10 protein-coding genes are annotated in these 18,272 nt (G+C 71.3%); 6 read left to right on the top strand and 4 right to left on the bottom strand.

Annotated features, from left to right (window positions below; genetic code table 11):
• Positions 1 to 159 precede the first annotated feature (159 nt).
• On the top strand, positions 160 to 1,764 hold the full coding sequence (locus BGO15_RS11550; protein ID WP_056518693.1) for a sensor histidine kinase: 1,605 nt from the start codon (positions 160 to 162) through the stop codon (positions 1,762 to 1,764).
• Entirely contained in the window at positions 1,761 to 2,888 is a 1,128-nt protein-coding gene (locus BGO15_RS11545) for a hypothetical protein (protein ID WP_056206076.1), read from the top strand. Before BGO15_RS11550 ends, BGO15_RS11545 begins: the two co-directional genes overlap by 4 nt.
• Position 2,889: 1 nt before the next feature.
• Here the strand turns inward: BGO15_RS11545 and BGO15_RS11540 are convergent, their stop codons facing one another.
• Together BGO15_RS11540 and BGO15_RS11535 are read right to left on the bottom strand one after the other, a co-directional pair.
• A complete protein-coding gene (locus BGO15_RS11540) occupies positions 2,890 to 3,498 on the bottom strand; it encodes a hypothetical protein (RefSeq protein ID WP_048809397.1) in 609 nt (202 codons plus the stop codon).
• 63 nt (positions 3,499 to 3,561) lie between these two features.
• Entirely contained in the window at positions 3,562 to 5,601 is a 2,040-nt protein-coding gene (locus BGO15_RS11535; protein WP_056518697.1) for an acyltransferase family protein, read from the bottom strand.
• A 123-nt stretch (positions 5,602 to 5,724) separates the two neighbouring features.
• Here BGO15_RS11535 and truA point away from each other — a divergent pair, with 123 nt between their 5' ends.
• Positions 5,725 to 6,552 (top strand): tRNA pseudouridine(38-40) synthase TruA, encoded by an 828-nt coding sequence (gene truA / locus BGO15_RS11530; RefSeq protein ID WP_056206069.1) that lies wholly within the window; start codon positions 5,725 to 5,727, stop codon positions 6,550 to 6,552.
• 88 nt (positions 6,553 to 6,640) lie between these two features.
• On the top strand, positions 6,641 to 7,327 hold the full coding sequence (locus BGO15_RS11525) for an endonuclease/exonuclease/phosphatase family protein (RefSeq protein WP_056206066.1): 687 nt from the start codon (positions 6,641 to 6,643) through the stop codon (positions 7,325 to 7,327).
• Between the two features lie 56 nt (positions 7,328 to 7,383).
• Here BGO15_RS11525 and BGO15_RS11520 read toward each other — a convergent pair whose 3' ends face one another.
• Positions 7,384 to 8,652 (bottom strand): MFS transporter, encoded by a 1,269-nt coding sequence (locus BGO15_RS11520; protein WP_235557369.1) that lies wholly within the window; start codon positions 8,650 to 8,652, stop codon positions 7,384 to 7,386.
• Positions 8,653 to 8,868: 216 nt separating this feature from the next.
• Between BGO15_RS11520 and BGO15_RS11515 the strand changes: the two genes are divergently transcribed.
• On the top strand, positions 8,869 to 9,423 hold the full coding sequence (locus tag BGO15_RS11515) for a TetR/AcrR family transcriptional regulator (protein ID WP_056206106.1): 555 nt from the start codon (positions 8,869 to 8,871) through the stop codon (positions 9,421 to 9,423).
• A gap of 4 nt (positions 9,424 to 9,427) precedes the next feature.
• Here the strand turns inward: BGO15_RS11515 and BGO15_RS11510 are convergent, their stop codons facing one another.
• Positions 9,428 to 10,024 carry an arsenate reductase/protein-tyrosine-phosphatase family protein gene (locus tag BGO15_RS11510; protein ID WP_056206064.1) on the bottom strand — a complete coding sequence of 199 codons (597 nt, stop codon included), beginning with the start codon at positions 10,022 to 10,024 and terminating at the stop codon, positions 9,428 to 9,430.
• Positions 10,025 to 10,439: 415 nt separating this feature from the next.
• Here BGO15_RS11510 and BGO15_RS11505 point away from each other — a divergent pair, with 415 nt between their 5' ends.
• Positions 10,440 to 18,236 (top strand): DUF5979 domain-containing protein, encoded by a 7,797-nt coding sequence (locus BGO15_RS11505; RefSeq protein WP_286748324.1) that lies wholly within the window; start codon positions 10,440 to 10,442, stop codon positions 18,234 to 18,236.
• Positions 18,237 to 18,272: the final 36 nt, after the last annotated feature.

The raw sequence follows: 18,272 nt of genomic DNA, 5'->3' as shown, positions 1-18,272 counted from the left end.
CCGGGCGAGGAGATCGCAACCACGCTCGGGACGAATCGTGCGGCACCGCCCCGGGCGTCACGAGTATACGCAATGGCCATGGCTACACTCGACCACATGTCCGCTGGGGACGGTGAACCCGATCGCCGCCTGAGGGCGCCTGTCGGCGCGCCTCGGGTCGTGGCTGGTGCGCGGACGCGCTCGATCTGGCAGACGCAGCTGCTGCTGGGCGCGGTGGTACTCGTCGTGGTGCTGGTCATGCTGGCCCTGCAGCCCGCCCAGTTCTCGACGGGCACATTCGCGATCGGCGCGGGCGGGGTCATCGGCCTCACGGTCGTCACGCTGGTGTTCCCCTGGCATCGGGTGGGCCGGCCGATCGTCGTGCTCGTCCCGTTCCTCGACATCCTCGCGATCGGGGTCATGCAGTGGGATGCGGGCTTCGCGCTCGACTTCCTGTGGGCGTTCCCCGTCGTCTGGCTGGGGTCCTTCTTCTCGATCTGGGCGATCATGCTCGGTGTCGGCGGGATCGGCGCGACGATGCTGCTGTCCGCGATGCTCACCGACGCCGACAGCCGCACGATGGTCGCCTACATCGTGGCCTTCCTCTCGCTCGCCTTCCTGGCGCTCGCCACCTCGATCAGCGCACGCCAGACCCGCGCGTTCAAGCAGCTGCTGCGGCGCCAGACCGCGAAGCTGCAGGACTCGCTGCACGGGGTCTCGGCGCAGCGGCGCCGTGTCTCGCAGATGTTCAACGCCCTCGACATCGGGGTGGCGCGTCTGTCGGCACGCGGCCAGGTGCTCGCCCTCAACGAGACCCTCGTGCGTCTGTACGGCCTCGACCCCGAGGACATCGATCAGCCGGGCGCGGCGGTCGAATACGACGAGCAGGGCGGCACGGCCATCCCGCAGAGCCGGCGCCCCCTCACCCGCGCGCGCCGCGGCGAGACCCTCGACGACGAGCGCGTGTGGCTGTTCGACGGCGAGGGTGAATGGCGAGCGTTGAGCGTCTCGACCCGCGTGCTCCCGGCGGGTCTCGACGAGGACACAACGATCCTCTACCTCGTGCACGACGTCACCGCGCTCATCGAATCGGAGCGCGCGCGGGAGAAGCTCGCCACCGTGGTCTCGCACGAGCTGCGCAACCCCCTCACCGTGATCGCCGGGCACACCGAGCTCGCCCTCGACGAGGTCGACGATGCGCCCCAGCTCGCCGAGCACCTGCGCGTCATCTCGGGCGCGGCCACCCGGATGGATGCGCTCATCGCCGAGCTGCTGACCTACGCCCGCGGCGGATTCTCGGCCGAGCCGGTGTGGTCGGCGGTCGACCTGACCGAGCTGCTGCGTCTGTCGCTGGAGTCGTTCGCCCCGACGGCGGAGGCGCGCGGGGTGCGGCTGACCGCCGACATCGAGAGCGGGCTGCTCGTCGACGGCGATGCGTTCCGGCTGCGCCAGGTCATCGACAACGTGCTCAGCAATGCGATCAAGTACACCGGCGCCGACGGGTCGGTGCGGCTCGTGGCGCGCACCGTCGAGCACTCCGCGCTCATCGAGGTCTCGGACACGGGCATGGGCATCGACGCCGACGACCTCGGGCACGTGTTCGAGCCGTACTTCCGTGCCCGCTCCGCGCAGGACAGCGGGGTCGGGGGCACGGGGCTCGGCATGGGGATCGTGCGGGAGATCCTGGTCGCCCATCGCGGCGAGATCGGTCTCGAGAGCACCGTGGGCAAGGGCACGCTGGTGCGCATGCGTATCCCGCTCTCCGACGCCTGGGTGCTCATATGAACGACCCCGTCGCCTACGGACTCGCCGTCGGCCAGGCCACCCTCGCGACGCTCGCACTCGTGCTGATGACGGGCCTCGGCTACGTGCGTCGTCCCCATCCCGCGACGCTGCAGTGGATGCTGGTCTTCGTCGCGGGAGCGGCGGGCGTCTACCTCGGGATGTACGCCGAGAGTGCCGGTGAGGAGTCGCTGCGGCGGCTCTCGCTCGGCATCTCCCTCGGTGCGGGCATCTTCATCTGGTCGGGGCTGCGCTCGTGGCGCGGCGTGCGCTCGGGCTGGGCCGTGCCCGTGCTCTACGTGGTGCTCGCGGCATCCGTGCTCGCGGTCGTGCCCGACGAGTGGTTCGGCCTCGCGTTCGCCGCCGCCTACGCCGTCTCAGGGGTGTTCGCGCTGCTGAGCATCATCGAGCTTCGCCGCATTCCCGAACGTGCCGATGGGATGCTGCTCCCGCTCGCCCTCATCTCCGGCGCCGTGACCGTCGTCGCCGCAGGCAACCTCGTGCACAGCATCATCGCCCGCCCGCGTGGCCCCGAGGACCTCGGCATCCTGCGGGTGCTCGACAGCGTCGGCGCGATGATCTACATCGTCTGCGCCCTGGTGACGCTGCTGTGGCTCGCGGTCGGGCGCGGGGCCGCGGCATCCGGTGTCCCGACGGGGCTCGCCGCGTTCATCGCCGGCGGCGGCGACAAGCTCGCGCGGGCGGCCGACCGGGGCGAGCGGGCCTGGTCGGTGCTCTCCATCCGCCTCGACGACGTCGACGACCTGCGGATCGCCGCCGGAGGCAGCCTGTTCTGGCGCATCGTCGATACGGTCGAACGCGATGTGCGCGCGAGCATCCCGAGCGAGGCCGACATCGCGGTCTCCTCGCCCGGGCACCTCTACGTGCTGCTGATGCGCCCGCCGATCGCGATCGAGTCGGCGCTCGACGACCTGCGCGCACAGGTGTCGCGTCTCGACACGTCGCGACCGCTCGCCGTGCAGCTGTCGGTCAGTGTCGGATGGTCGAGCGTGGACGCCTCGGGCTACGACATGGAAGCGTTGCTGCGCGATGCCCGCGCGGGTGCCGCACGGGCATCGGCCGACGGCGGCGACCGATGGGTCCGCGTGACGGAACCGGTGGCCTGACTCAGCCCTGCGCGATGGCGACCGAGAGCAGGTCGCTGCCCGTCTGCTTCGCGTACTCGCTCGAGGTCGGCGTCGTCTGCACGAGGAAGTCGTAGGTGAACTGGATCTGCACCGAGGTCGCTCCCTGCGGGACCTCGCCGATGGTGAAGGTCTGGGAGTAGCTGTACGGCGAGAGCGCGAGGTAGCCCGGCGGAACCGTCGACGTGTCCGACTGCGGGCTCAGCGCGGGGAACGTCTCGCCGTTCGAGCCCTGCGGGATCGCGGTCATGGTCGCCGACTGCAGATAGACCTTCTGGCCGTCGTTCGGGTCGACGGTCGTGGTCAGCGACAGCGAGATCGGCTTGAGCGCCCCGGCCTTCCAGCGGTCCATCGACAGTGTCGACCAGTAGTTGACGGTGGCCGTCACCGAACCGCTCTTCACCGTGCGCTGCGTCGAGCCGCTCGAGAGGTCGTTGGACACCGGCGTCGGCACGGCCGACGGCGTCGTCATCGTGGGGGAGGGCGTGCTGTTCTGCTGGCCGGCCCACGGTGCGATGCCGCAGCCCGTGAGCCCCGCGGCCAGAGTCAGGGCGATCATCGCCCCGGTCGCACGTCGAGCCGTCGCCTGCACGGTGTCCCCTCTCCGCGACGGTGCTGCCGTCGCGGGGCCAGTCTATGCGGCGCCGCGGCGCGCTCAGCCGTTGTCGAGGTCGCACGCGCCGGCGCACAGCACCCCGGCGAGCTCGCGGAGCGCCCCGAGCCGCTTCAGCTGCTGGCGTTCGGCGTCGGCGCGGGACAGGCCGTCCTCGACCGCCCCGGCGAAGATGCGCCCGCCGGCTCCGCCGGGGTGGATCTGATCGCCCGCGAGAAGGTCGACGTGCGGCGAGATCGCATCGTACCAGTCGGCGAGCGAGACGCCCGGATGCTGGCGCGCGAACGCGCGCAGCTCGTCGTTGACGCCGGGGATCCATGATCGCGGCGCGAACGCGTTGACGAGCACGACGGCACGGTCGGGTCCGGCGATCCGCACGATCTCGTCGAGGGTGTTCTGGCTGATCGCGCCGTTCGTGCCGAGTCCGATGACGATGTAGGGACGCAGCTCCCCGTCGGCGGCGAGCTGCGAGAGGATGCCCGGCGCGGCGTACATCGAACGGGAGACCTTCGCGTCGACGGAGATGCCGGGGAACGTCGCCATGAGGCTCGGCGCAGAGGCGAGCATCACGCTGTCGCCGATCGCGGTGATCTGACTGCCCGGGATCGGCGGGCTCGTCGCGGCCGCGCTCGGGGCGACCGGGGAGACCGTCGCCGCGGCGGGATCGGCGCCCGCGGGTGCGCTCGCGCCGGGCGTCGGGGTGCCCGCGTCGACGGCGGCTTCGCCGGCGGCGATCGCGTCGGCGGCGCTGGAGCGCGTCGGTGCGACGGCGACCGCGGTGGATGTCGCCGCCACGAGTGCGACCGTGACCACGACGCCGAGTGCCGCCCCCGCCCGCCGCCATGCGGTGCCCCTCAGCGCGCGGCCCCATCCGCGGATGCTCGCGCGGAATCCGTCGCGACGCACCGGCGTCTCGACCAGGCGCAGGGAGAGGTCGGCGGCGACGAGGGTGAACACGAGTGCGGCGACACTGAGCTGCCACGGCACGCTCGCGTCGGCGCCGCCCGTGCCCGAACGGGCGAGCGACGCCGTCAGCAGCACCATGATCGGCCAGTGCCAGAGATAGATCGCGTACGACCGCGCGCCGATCCAGCGCAGCGGCGGGGTGTCGAGGGCGCGTCCGAGCACGGCACCCGGCCACGTGCACGCGAGGATCACGACACCCGTCAGCGCGCTCGCGGCGATGAGAACCCCGGGGAAGGTCCATGCCGTGGCGGTCTCCGGCAGCAGCGCCAGCGCGACGAGTGCCGCGGCGGCGGCCGATCCGGCGACGAGAAGGATGCCGCGCGTCGCCCGTCTCCGCACCCACGGCCGCGCCGAGGCGCGCACGGCGGGGAGCGCGAGTGCCAGCGCGGCGCCGAGCAGCAACCCGAACGCGTGGCTGTCGGTGCCGAAGTACGCGCGGGTGATGGCCCCGCCCGTGGCCCCGCCGGTGACGGCGTCGCCGGCTCCGCCGGCCGCATCCCCGGGGGCCGAGGCGACGAGCACCGCCATCCAGACCGCGGATGCCACGGCCGCGACCATGACGACGGCGATGCCCGCACGGCGACGCCCGATCGCGAACCGGCGCGCGCGTCGCCCGATGAGCACGCCGAGCAGCAGCACGAGCGGCCAGAGCACGTAGAACTGCTCCTCGACGGCGAGCGACCACAGGTTGCGGAACAGCTCGGGGGCCGTCTGCGCGAAGTAGTCGCCTCCCGAGGCGACGGCGAGCCAGTTGTAGCTGAACGTCGCCGCCCCGAGCACCTGGCGACCGAGGTCGGTGAGGATGTCGCCCCCCACCGCCAGTGCGATGCTCGCGCACACCACGACGACCAGCACGAGCGCGGGCAGCAGGCGGCGGGCGCGACGGCGCCAGAACCCTGCGAGCGAGATGCGGCCCGTGGCATCCTTCTCTCTCGTCAGGAGCGACGTGATGAGGAAGCCGCTGATGACGAAGAAGACGTCGACGCCCAGGAAGCCGCCGACGAACGGCCCGCCCGGGAACACGTGATAGGCGACGACCAGCGCGACCGCGAGGGCGCGCATGCCGTCGAGACCGTCGAAACGGCCTGCGGGGGCGGGGGGAGGTGTGACAGACATCAGGAGTGGGGTTCCGGGGTCGGCCACCGAGTCTACGTCGGCGGTGCGACGGGGTTCGAGCGTCGGCGTGTCGGCCCGAGCGGGCGCCGGGGCGTGTCTGCAGCCGCTCGTTAGGATTTCGGCGTGCGCATCCGTCTCGATCTCGCCTACGACGGCGCTGACTTCTCGGGCTGGGCGCGCCAGCCGGGTCTGCGCACGGTGCAGGGCGTGCTCGAGGGTGCCGTCGCGCGCGTGCTCGGCGGCGAGCCGCGCCTCGTGGTCGCGGGACGCACCGACGCGGGCGTGCACGCGAGCGGACAGGTCGCGCACCTCGACCTCGACGAGATCCAGCACCGCCGGCTCGACGCCGGGCGGGGCGATGTCGACCAGCTCGCCCGCAAGATCACCGGCGTGCTCGGACGTTCCCCCGATGTCGTCGTGCACCGCACCTCGATCGCCCCCGACGGCTTCGACGCCCGCTTCTCGGCCGTGTGGCGCCGCTACACGTACCGCGTGGCCGACGAGGTCACCGGCTACGACCCGCTCGAGCGCACGCGCACCACCTTCGTGCGGGCACGCCTCGACGAGCAGGCGATGGATGCCGCGGCCCGCGCCCTCATCGGGCTCCACGACTTCGCCGCCTACTGCAAGCCGCGCGAGGAGGCCACGACGATCCGCACGCTGCTCGACTACTCGTGGCGGCGCGACGAGACCGGCACGCTCGTCGCGCACGTGCGCGCGGACGCCTTCTGTCACAGCATGGTGCGCGCCCTCGTCGGCGCCTGCGTCGCGGTAGGGCAGGGGCGCCTCGCGCCGGACGACCTCGTGCGGCTGCGAGATGAGGCGGTGCGCACGAGCGCGTTCCCCGTGCTGGCTGCCCACGGGCTCACCCTCGCCGAGGTCGGCTACCCCGCCGAGGACCTGCTCGCCGCGCGCGCCGACCAGACGCGTGCGCGCCGCGAGCTCGACTGAGCGCGTCCTTCGGCGACGCATGAGCGAACCCTGTGAGATCCACCGTGCGCCCGGCGCCGCGCCGGCACCGGCCTATCGTGGAAGCACGATGAAGGTCATCTCCTACAACCTGCGCAAGCACCGGGCCGCCGGCGAGCTCATCCACCGCGTCGCGGAGCACGACCCCGACGTGCTCTGCCTGCAGGAGGCGGACACCACCGACATCCCCGATCGCCTCGGCGGCCTCGTGCTCGCCGACGCCACCCAGCGCAACCGGCTGGGTCTCGCGGTCTACTTCCGCGAGAGCACGTTCCGGCTGCAGGAGGTGCGAGCCATCTCGCTGAAGAAGTCGCTGCACGACATGGTGCTCAAGCCCGCCGAAGAGCGGATGCTGGGGGTGCGCCTGCGGGACATCGACCACAACAGCGAGCTGCTCGTCGCCTCGTTCCACGCCGCCCCCCTCACGGCGCTGAACTCGCTGCGACGCCATCAGATCCGCACGGCGCTCGCCGAGCTCGCCGACCTCGGCCCGGGCCTGCCGACGCTCATGGTCGGCGACTACAACTACCCCGTCTTCAAGGAGAAGCTGGGCGAGCGCGTGCGCGACCAGGGCTACGAGCTGAGCCTCAGCGACTCCCGCACCTACACGCGCTACCGGTTCTTCCGCGGCCACTACGACTTCGCCACCTCGTCGGGGTTCACGATCGCCGACATCCGCACCCTCCCGCAGGGGCTCAGCGATCATCTCCCGATCCTCGTGACCGCCCAGCCCGACCCGGCGCGCATCGCCGCCTGAGTCGCGGCGCCCGTCGCCGCGTCACCGCGGGTGGGCGCCGGCGTCAGGAGTGCGGGTCAGGCCGCGGCATCCACGGCGCTCGGCGACGCCGCACGCGGGAGGCGAGCCGCGTCGGTGAAGCGGGCCCGGGCGATGACGACCGCGGCGACGACCATGAGCAGCGCCCCCAGCCAGTAGGGCGCCGCGTGGCTCACGACGGCGTAGAGGGCGCCGGCGAGGAGCGGCGCCACCGTGCTCATGGCGCCGTTGAGCGACTGCGTCGCGCCGCCCAGCCAGCCTTGCTCATCGGCGCCGACGGCGTTGGACATCGCGCCGTCCATCGCGGCCTGCGCGGCACCCTGCCCCGCGGCGAGCAGGAGCGATCCGGCGATGAACACCCACGGCTGGGCGAGCACCGAGGCGACGAGCGCGAGGGCCGCGAGTCCCAGTGCCTGGCCGATGATGCCGCTGACGATGACCGCGCGCTCGCCCATGCGGGGGAGCAGCACGCCGAGCAGGGCGCCCTGCACGATGATGTCGATGATGCCGACGGCGGCGATGAGCAGGCCGATCGCGGTCGGACCCCAGCCGATGGAGTCGTAGGCCATCACGCTGAAGTTGTTCACGAACATGCCGAACGGCAGCGCGAGCAGCGCGAAGCCGATCATGAGGCCGCGCAGCTCGCGGCGGCCGAAGGCCTCGCGGAACACGGCGAACGGGTGGAGGTCGGCGACGCGGATCGAGGCGATGCGGTTCTCGAGGCGCAGGCTCTCGGGCAGCAGGAAGATGCTCAGCAGCGCGATCACGAACGACACCGCGGCGGTGAGGAAGACGGGCAGCTCGACGCTGATCGCGGCGAGCAGGCCGCCGACGGCCGGCCCCACCATCGTGCCGATGCCGGAGAGGGCGCCGAGCAGGCCGAAGCGCTGGGCGCGCTTCTCGGGCGGGGTGATGTCGGCGAGGTAGGCGAACAGAGCGGGCAGGTCTCCGGCGGTGGCGCCCTGGATGACGCGGGCCAACAGCAGCACCCAGAGAGCGCCGCCGATGCCGAACAGCGTCATGCTGACGGCCGCGCCGAGCGCGGCGACGATGATGACGGGTCGGCGACCGAAGCGGTCGGACAGGCGACCGAGGAAGGGTGCGATGAGGAAGGCGCAGAGGCCGTTGACGGCTTCGAGCACGCCGACCCACACGGCGAGGTCGCTCTCGTTGGACACGTAGCGCAGGACGACGAAGGGGAGCACGGGGAGGACGACGGTCATGCCGGCGGTGGTCAGCATCGTCAGGACGATGAGCATGATCCAGGCGCGGCGGTCGCTGCGCGGGCTGGTCGAGGAGGAGGTCATGCGATAACTGTATCGATACCAGTTTTGTTGTCAATACAGTTTCGAACCCGATCTGGTTAGACTGGTGGCATGAGCACGTCTGAGCAGCCGGGGCGGCGCGAGAGTTCCCCTGCGCCGAAGGGTCGGCGCGAAAGTTCGCCTGCGCCGGAGGGTCGGCGCGAAAGTTCCCCTGCGCCGGAGGGTCGGCGCGAAAGAAAGAAGCGCGCGACGCGCAAGCTGATCTCCGACACCGCCACCATGCTGTTCCTCGAGCGCGGGTTCGCGAACGTCAGCATCCGCGAAGTGGCCGATGCCGCGGATGTCTCGCCGACGACGGTGTTCGCACACTTCCCGCAGAAGGAGGCGCTCGTCTTCGACGAGGACGACGAGCAGCGCGACAAGCTCATCGCCTCGGTGCGGGACCGAGGCCCCGGCGTGTCCGTCCACACGGCGCTGCACGACTTCTACCTCGCGGAGATCGCGGCGAACGTCGTCGAGCACGGCGATGCGGTGTCGCGCCGGTTCATGGAGTTCCTCAACGCGACCCCCGCTCTGCGCGACTACGCGGCACGCATGTGGCTGCGCCATGAAGACGCACTGGCAGCCGTGATCGCCGCCGACGCGGGCGTCGACGAACCGTCGCCGGAGGTACGCGCCTACTGCAGGTTCGTGCTGCAGATCCAGATCCTCGCGAGCGAGAGCGACGACCCCGTCGGCGTCTGCGAGGCGGGCTTCGCCGTGCTCACCGACGGCTGGCGTGCGGTCGAGCGCTCGCTCGGCGCATCGGTGTGAGCATTCAGGCCTCGAGAGCGAGACGGACGAGCAGGTCGATCGCGTCGATCCCCGGGCCCATCTCCGCCGCCGCCCGCTCGTAGGTCGCGCGCGACCGCCCGATGGGGTCGATCACATCGTCCTCGGTGAGATCGACCGGAGGCTCGACCTCACCGCGCGCGGTCGCGAGCCGCGCCAGCATCGCCTCGACACGGCGGGCGGGGACGGAGCCCGCGGCGGCCGCCGCGGCGCGCAGGCCGTCGTCGCCCACGGCGGCGGCCAGCCGAGCGAGCTCCCGAGCGGTGAAGCTCGACCGCAGCCGAGACGGCGCCAGCTCCACGACCGCACGGCGGTGCTCCCGCGACATCCCGATCACGACGTCCGGGGTGCGCAGGTGCGATTCGGTGAGCCACACCGCCGCGTGCGCCGCGGCGGCCTCCTCGGGCACGCCCGCGGCGACCGCGAGGTCGACGGCCTCAGGGGTCATCGTCGCGCCGGTGCGCGCGCGAACGCCTGCACTGGAGACCACGACGTCCATCCCCCGCAGCCGCTCGGTGAGCACCAGCTGCGCGTACGGCGAACGGCACACGTTGCCCGTGCACACCACGAGGATCTCGATCACTGCAGCCGCCCCTTCCCGCCGCGATCCGACGCGAGTCTAGCGATGCCGGATGGCGCCCGGTCGCCGCATGACGCCTCCCGACGCGCCGCCACGTGCCGATCCGGAACACCTGTGCGCACGTGCCGATCCGGAACACCTGTGGGCACGTGCCGATCCGGCACACCTGTGCGCACGTGCCGATCCGGCACACCTGAGCGCACTTGCCGATCCGGCACACCGGAGCGCACTTGCCGATCCGGCAAACCTGGGCGATAGTGAGGGGGTACCCCTCCGGGCGCCGCAACTTTGCCCAGGGGGGTCGGCTCACGCATGTCGGGGGCCTTCGCCGCTCGTCACCCGAGACGGGCGTGTGCCGTACGTGATGACGAGCGACGATGTGTGTCGCGAGCCGTCGCGCCTATTGGGGGGTGTCTCGGTGCGCCTGTTCTCTGTTTTCCGTCGTCGTGTGGTCGCGGTGGCCGCGGCATCCGTCAGTGTCGTCGTGATCGCCGCGGGCCTCGTCGCGATCGCCGCGCCCGCGCAGGCCGCCACCATCAACGCCTCGCAGGGCATCGTCAAGACGGCGATCCTCCCGAGCACGCCGCTCACGCCGGGCACGTCGTTCTCGTATCGGCTCGACTTCAGCTGCGGCACCTCGATCACGGGCGTCACCGGATGTGACACCACGACCATCACCGACCTGCTGCCCGAGTGGATCGACTACGTCGGTGCGAGCTCGTTCCCGGGCACCGCCCCCGGAACCGTCACGACCTCCGCGGTCGGAGACCGCACCCAGGTGGTGCTGGCCTTCACCGCCCCCGTGCAGACTCCGTCGGCGTCGACCGGACTGCCGCTGGGGTCGTACCAGATGGACATCCAGGTGCGGGTGTCGCCGAACGCGCCGTGGACCATCGACGGCACGACGATTCCGAACACCGCGAACATCGCGTCGGCGAACGCCGACCCCAAGTCGAGCACCGCGACCGTCACTCCCGTCGTGCCGCAGACCCCTGCAGCCACGGCGGACAAGTCGTTCTCCCCGACCCAGAACTTCAACACCCCGGGGCTCACGACCACCCTGACGCTCACCGGCACGAACACCACCAACGGCCCCGCCGACAGCCTCGTCGTGCAGGATCCGGCCGGGCCCGGCAACCCGCCGACCGGCGCGACGAGCCCGTTCCACTACCTCGCCTTCACCGGGTTCGGCGCGATGACCCTGCCCGCGGGCGCGACCGGCGTCACCGCCGAGGTCTACTCGTCGCTGGACAGCCAGTGGCACACCGTCTACACCGGCGCCGGTCCGCCGGTCTACCCGACCACCGGTGCGCCCGATCCGGCGGACGTCTACGGTGTGCGCTTCACCTACACCGGCGCGACTGGGGCCGCCATCGAGCGCGGCGCAGCGGGAGTCGCCGCGGTCGCCCTCGCCCAGCGCGCGAACGTCGCGGGCCTGCCGGCGACGACCGTGAGCAACAGCATCACCGCGAGCGCGACGCTCGGCACGCTCACGGCGAACTCGCCGCTCGTGAGCAAGAACTACCAGATCGTCCCCTACGGACTGCAGGTGACGGCGGCGAAGACCTTCGACGCCGACCAGGTCAAGGCCGGCGACCCGACCACGGTGCGCCTCGGCGCGACGAACGCGGGGACCGTCGGGCTCCGCTCCCTGTCGATCACCGAGCCGGGCGCCGCGACGACGAGCCCGAACCCGCTCGCCGACGAGCTCACCTTCGCGGGCTTCGGGCAGGTCGGCACGAGCACGACGGGTGTGCAGTGGCCCGACGGCGCCACCTCGGCGACCATCGTCTACACGTATTCCGACAACACGACCTCGGCGCCCCTCTCGACCACGACGGCCGACACGATCCCCGCCCCCGATGTCGCGACGCGCGTCGTCGGCTTCACGGTCACCTTCTCCTCCACGGCCACCGGCGGGATCGTCCCCGGCGCCGAGGCGAAGCTGCCGTTCATCGCGAACACCTCGCGTCCGACGCCGCTTCCCGACCGCACCGACGTGGTCAACGCCGTCGATGTGACCGGTGTCGCCGTCGACGACCCCTCTCGCACGGCGACGGCCCACGCGCAGGACACGCTCTCGATCTACGGTGACCGTCTCGGCGTGACCGTCGCGAAGACGATCACGCCGGGTCAGGGATACCTCACCGCCGGCCAGCAGTTCATCGCGCAGATCCCCGCGACGGTCGCCGGATTCCCGGCGACGACGGTGAACCCCACCCAGGTCGTCGTGACCGACTCCGACGCGCTGTCGGCCGACTGGTGGGACCTGTATGACGCCACCCAGCTCACGCAGCTCGGCATCCCCGGGAACGCCAGCCTCACCGTGCAGTACCAGACTGCGCCAGGCGTGTGGACGAACCTGCCGGGAGCGATCGGCCTGACCGCTCCGCCGCAGTACCGCACGATCGACATCCCCTCCTCACTGTCGGGGTCTATCACCGGGCTCCGTTTCGTCTACGACGCGCTGAGTGGGCAGAGCTTCGCCCCGGGTTCGACCTTCCAGCCGAACATCACCTTCACCACTCGGGCCGTGACCCGGTCCAGCTCGACCCCGATCGGGTCGGTGCCGACCAATGCGACCATCCCCGGACCGGGATCGGGCACGACCGACGTCGTGCAGCGCGCGAACTGCGGATCGGCGGATGCCTCGGCGACGAGCCCCGCGCTCTCGGCGACGACGGTGAACACCTCGCCGTGCGCCGTCGTGAACCTGGTTCCGCTCGGGGGAGGGAGCGGAACAGGCCCCGACCTCGTCGACAAGTCGCTCAACCCGATCGCGCTGACGGAGCGTACGCAGGCCACCGCGACGGGAACCCTCAACTGGTCGACGGGGGGGCTGACCGGCATCGCCCAGCAGTACGTCACCGAGATCGGCGCGGCCGGTGGGCCCGCGACCTCGGCGTCGCTCGGCACCTCGTTCTTCAACACGTTCGATCTCACCCGGATCGCGCCGATCACGAAGACCTCCGACCCGGCCATCGCCTACGACACGCTCGCCGCCGTGGAGCTGTTCAACGGCCAGACGGGGGTGTGGACTCCCGTCACGATCTCCGGCGCGACCTCGTGGGACGGCCCCACGTCGGGTTCGACGGTCTTCCCCGGGTACACGCTGAGTGCGAGTGAGCGTTCCACCACGACGGGCGTGCGCTTCCTGTTCGAGGAGAGCCCGAACCGGGCGTCTGTGCTCACGCCGGGCTCGCTCACCCAGCCTGCGGTGGGCAGCGGGGTGACGGCGACACAGAACCGGCGCCCGATCACGCTGACCTTCCAGCTGCGCGACGTGCTGCGCTCCGACGGCACGACGCCGGTGCTCTACAACGACCTGTACAACACGTCGACGCCCGGCCAGATCCACAACACGGTGACCTCTGACGCCTGCCTCACCGACTTCGTCGCCGGTGTCTGTGCGGACGGATTCTCGACGACCGATGGTGCGGACATCGCACTGCTGAACGCGACGGCGACGATCACGACGACCAAGACCTGGTCGGGCGGCCCGATCGGCGTGCCGCCGTCGGGAACGCCCGCCGCGGACTACCCGTCCACGCGGGCGACCCTCGACGTCACCAACAACGGCCCGCAGCTGGTGAACTCGATCACCGCGACGGAGCCGTCACCCGGAGTGCTGCCCGGCGACGCCGCCTTCGCGGGCAGCGCGTTCGACGCGTTCACGCTGACGGACATCGCCGGAGTGACCGCACCGCAGGGCGCGACCGCGACCGAGCTGATCCTCACCTACGCCGACGGCACGACCTCGTCGCCGTACACGATCGCGCAGGCCACCGCGTTGACCGCCGCCGATCTCGTGAACGTGGTCGGCATCTCCGCCACCAGCACCGGGCGCATCCAGCCGACGACCTCCGGCAACACCAACGGGCGTCTGCGCGTGGTGATCGACCTGCAGCTGCGCGAGACGTACCGTTCCGACCCGGCGACCGCAGTCGCCGCCGGCAGCGTGCCGAACACGCTGATCGGTCAGCTCGCGGACCCGTCGATCGAGACCGCGGGTACCTGCGCGGACTCGCCGGTCGCACCGAGCCCGGCACCGAACACCGTCATCGACTGCGACAGCGCGGCGATGCAGATCACCAACACGCAGACCCGCACCGTGACGGCCGCGAAGAGCTTCGCGCCGGACAGCCAGCAGTACGAGAACGAGTCCGACACGTTCACGATGAACATCGCGGGCACGCCGGGCGGAACAGCTCGCAGCAACCAGGTGCAGCTGACCGACCACTCGCCCGCGTTCTTCAACGCGTACTCGTTCGCCGGTCTCGCCTCCACCTTCGCGATCGCGAGCCCGGCCAACCGGGTCATGGTCGAGGTGCTCACCGGCGGCACCTACGCGGTCGCCCCCGACAACTCCCTGACGCTCACCGGCGGCACCTGGCAGACCGTGGTCGGCACCGCCGGCACCGCGTGGAAGTCCGCCGCGCAGGCGCGCACCGCCCTCCCGGGCGGCACCGCATCGAGCACGGCCACCCTCGCCGGCGGTGGTCTCGTGACCTACGGCGCGATCCAGGGTGTGCGCTTCACGTATCAGCGGGTCGCCGCGGCCTCCGTCAACGACCCGGCAGCCGCCCTGCTGCTGCTCGAGAACCCCGCGACGCCCACGCTGAACGCGGCCGTCTCGATCCAGCGCCGCACGGCGCTCGTCACGGGCGGTCCCGTGCCGACCGATCTGGCGGGCAACAGCCCCGCGCCGGGCACGACCGCGGCGGGCAGCTTCCCGAACAGCGTCGAGGCCCGTGCCAGTGGTGTGCCCGGCAACGGAGTCGACGCGGTCGACACCGCATCGGCGACCATGCACTTCCTGCATCTGCCCACCGAAGCCCGCCTGGTGAAGACCCCGTCCGGCACGATGCAGCCTGCCACCACTTTCACGGTGGGACTGGCGACCACGAACAACGGTCAGTACCCGATCATCGACCCCGTCATCACCGACACGCTGCCGGTGGGAACGGCGGTGGCGGGTGCCCCCGACTACGTGTTCCCCGCGGGCGTCGACCCGACCGACGCGTCGTCCTACACCTTCACCCGCACGGGCGGCACGGCCCCCGGCACGCCGTACACGTCGGTGCCGGTGGATCCGTCACAGGTCACCGTGCACGTGACGTACTCGACGGGTTCGACGCCGGAGCCGATCGCGATCCGTTTCTCGTTCACATCCGGCACCGCACTGGGCCTCGGTGAGACGTACACGATCAGCTTCCCGATGCGCCTGCGCCCGGGTCTGCTCGCCGGTCAGGTCATCACGAACACCTACTCGCTCGACGGACAGCGCCAGTTCGACCAGTGCAACCTGACCGGTCCGCCCAGCGACACCTGCTCGACGTCGGCCGCGGTCAGCGTGCTGCCGCTCGCGAACCTCGGGATGTATCAGGAGGTGCGTGCCGATGACGCGAGCCTCGGCGTGACCTCGTCGAACTCCACGCCGTGCTCGAGCGCTGACGCCACCAGCGACGGCTTCTACTCCGGGCACTGTGCGCCGATCACCAAGCCCGGAGCCGTGAACACCTGGCGCGGGCAGTACACGAACCAGGGCACCTACTCGCTCGACACCGTCTCGAGCATCCTGTATCTGCCCAACCCCGGCGCGAGCGGCATCACGCTGCCGTCCGCGACGACCGAATGGCACCCGACTCTGAGCGCACTGCCGACCCTGCAGGCCGCGGTCGCGCCGGGCGCGACGGCGAGCTACTACTACTCGAGCGTGACGCCCGGCACCGCGCTCTGCGACGACGTGCTCAACCCGGGGGGCAGCTGCCCGCCGGGGTACTGGAAGCCGCTCGACTCGTCGGTCGACCTCAGCACGGTGACGGCGATCTACGCGGTCGTCGACTTCGCCGGCGGCGGACACGCGCTGCGACCGGGGGAGACGTTCACCCTCAGCTTCCCGACGGATGCCCCGCCGGCAGCGGTCAACAGCGGCACCAACCCCATCGCCTGGAACTCGGCGATGACCGGCGCCACCTACACCGCGGGTGGCTCCTCGGTCACGCTGCTGCCGTTCGAGGTGCCTGTCGTCGGCGCGGCGCTCGCCTCGGGAAGCATCACGATCGAGAAGACCGTCACGGGTGATGCCGCGGGGGAGTCGTGGGTGCCCACGACCTTCTCCGGCTCGCTGCAGTGCACATCGAACGGCGTGAGCGTCGCCTCGGCGTCGCTACCGACGGTGCCGGCTCTGACCGCCAACGTTCCGGTCACCGTCGGCGGGCTCCCGTGGGGTGCGGACTGCGCGTTCGTCGAGTCGAACTCGGGGGCGGCGTCCTCGGTGAGTCCCGCGTCGATCACCGCTGTCTCCGGCACGACGCCCCTGCAGCTGCAGACAGTGACGAACGTCTACGACTACGCGAGCCTCACGGTGTCGAAGACCGTCACCGCGAGCACCGGCTTCCCGATCCCCACGGGCTTCGGCTTCTCGGTGGACTGCACCTTCAACGGCGCGAGCGTGCTGAGCACCACCTTCACGCTCGATGACGGCGGATCGCGCACGTTCACGAACCTGCCCGCCCGCGCGCACTGCACCGTGACCGAGACCGACCCGCTCTCGGCGCAGAGCACGGTCACGAGTGTCGACGTCACGAACCCGACGGTCACCCCGACCACCGACCAGGCCACGCGCACGGCGGACATCCCCGAGCTGAGCCCGAACGGCACCGGTGGGGCGACCCAGAACGCCGTGTCGTTCGAGAACCTCTACGACGTCGCCGGGCTCACGCTCAGGAAGTCGTTCGAGGGGGGCGGCGCGGATCAGTTCGGTGAGACCCAGTCCTTCACCGCGCACGTGGTGTGCACGCTGAACGGGCAGACGCTCGTCGACACCACCCGCACGCTCAGCGCGTCGGGCGCGTGGACGGCGTCCGTGACCGGCATCCTCGCGGGCTCCACGTGCGATGTGACCGAGAACGCGCTCCTCGGCGCCGACGCGGTCGTCATCACGCCGAACGACGGAACCGACACGACGACGGGCGTCGTCACGATCCCCACGAGCGGTCTGGCCACCGTCGCGCTGACGAACTGGTACCTGACGGGCTCCGTCCAGGTCACGAAGACCTTCGCCGGTGCGGGGGCGGCGACCTACGGCACCGCGCAGTTCACGTTCGACCTCGCGTGCACGCGCGGGGGCGAGTCGGTCGTGCTGCCCGGCGGGGCGACGCGCATCGTCGATGCGGCGTCCCCCGTGGCCGACTACACGGGCATCGCGAGCGGATCCTCCTGCATCCTCCGGGAGACCGACGCGGGCGGCGCGGGACTGAGTGAGATCCAGTCCGCGACGGGCGCGCCGCTGGCCGACGCGGCGACGGGTTACACCTTCACCGTCGCGACCGACCCGACCGTGCTCTCGGTCGGCGATCAGGCGCAGCCCGCGCTCCAGGTGCAGAACACCTTCCGACTGGCGCAGGTGACGGTCACCAAGACGGTCGACTCGCAGGCGACGGATGCCACGGGGCATCCGCTCACCTACGGGCCGTTCCAGGTCGCGCTCGCCTGCACGTTCAACGGGGCCGCGGTGGCTGCGACCGAGCCGTTGACGCAGAGCATCGCCGCAGGCGGCTCGTTCACCTGGACGGGTCTTCCCGAGGGCGCCGACTGCCGCGTGACGGAGACGGATGCCGCCGGCGCCGCGCGCACGACGGTGGCCGTCACCGAGGGTGGTGTGACCCAGCCCGCGGTGACGGGCACGACGGCGACCCTCTCGCCGCTGCCCGACGTGTCGGCCGCCGACCAGAGCACGGTGGCGTTCACGAACGCCTTCGACGTCGACCCGGTCGTCATCTCGAAGGAGCTGAGCGGACTCGGGTCGATCGGGATCACCCGCACCTTCCCGGTGCATGTCGTGTGCACCTACACGAGCACGGTGTATCCGGCGGGCGTCACACTGCGCGACGTCACCGCGCAGATCGGCGGGACGGCGGCGGCGACGCTGACCATCTCGGATGTCCCGATCGGCACCGTGTGCGACCTGACCGAGACCGACACGGGCGGCGCCACGGCGACCCGCATCCATGTCGGCACGACGGTGACCACGTCGGCGAGCGCCCAGATCACCCTCACGGGTGACGACTCATCGATCGTCGTGGAGAACGAGTTCGAGCCGCCGCTGGCCTACACCGGTGCCGCGATGAACGTGCTCGTGCCGATCGGCGGCGGACTGCTGCTGCTCGTCGGCGGGCTCCTGCTGTGGGTGCGCAGGCGCCGCAGCGCCTGATGACCGGATGCCGGTGCGCAGCGATCTGCGCACCGG

Origin of the sequence: Microbacterium sp. 71-23, assembly GCF_001897265.1 — a bacterium.
Classification (GTDB): domain Bacteria; phylum Actinomycetota; class Actinomycetes; order Actinomycetales; family Microbacteriaceae; genus Microbacterium; species Microbacterium ginsengisoli.
The sequence above is the reverse complement of the archived record's forward strand: the minus strand, read 5'-3'. Positions and strand labels throughout refer to the sequence as shown.

Excerpts from the sequence above, each read along its gene's own strand:
- BGO15_RS11520 (WP_235557369.1), bottom strand. The coding sequence starts at position 8,652 with ATGACCTCCTCCTCGACCAGCCCGCGCAGCGACCGCCGCGCCTGGATC.
- BGO15_RS11525 (WP_056206066.1), top strand. The coding sequence starts at position 6,641 with ATGAAGGTCATCTCCTACAACCTGCGCAAGCACCGGGCCGCCGGCGAG.
- BGO15_RS11545 (WP_056206076.1), top strand. The coding sequence starts at position 1,761 with ATGAACGACCCCGTCGCCTACGGACTCGCCGTCGGCCAGGCCACCCTC.
- BGO15_RS11535 (WP_056518697.1), bottom strand. The coding sequence starts at position 5,601 with ATGTCTGTCACACCTCCCCCCGCCCCCGCAGGCCGTTTCGACGGTCTC.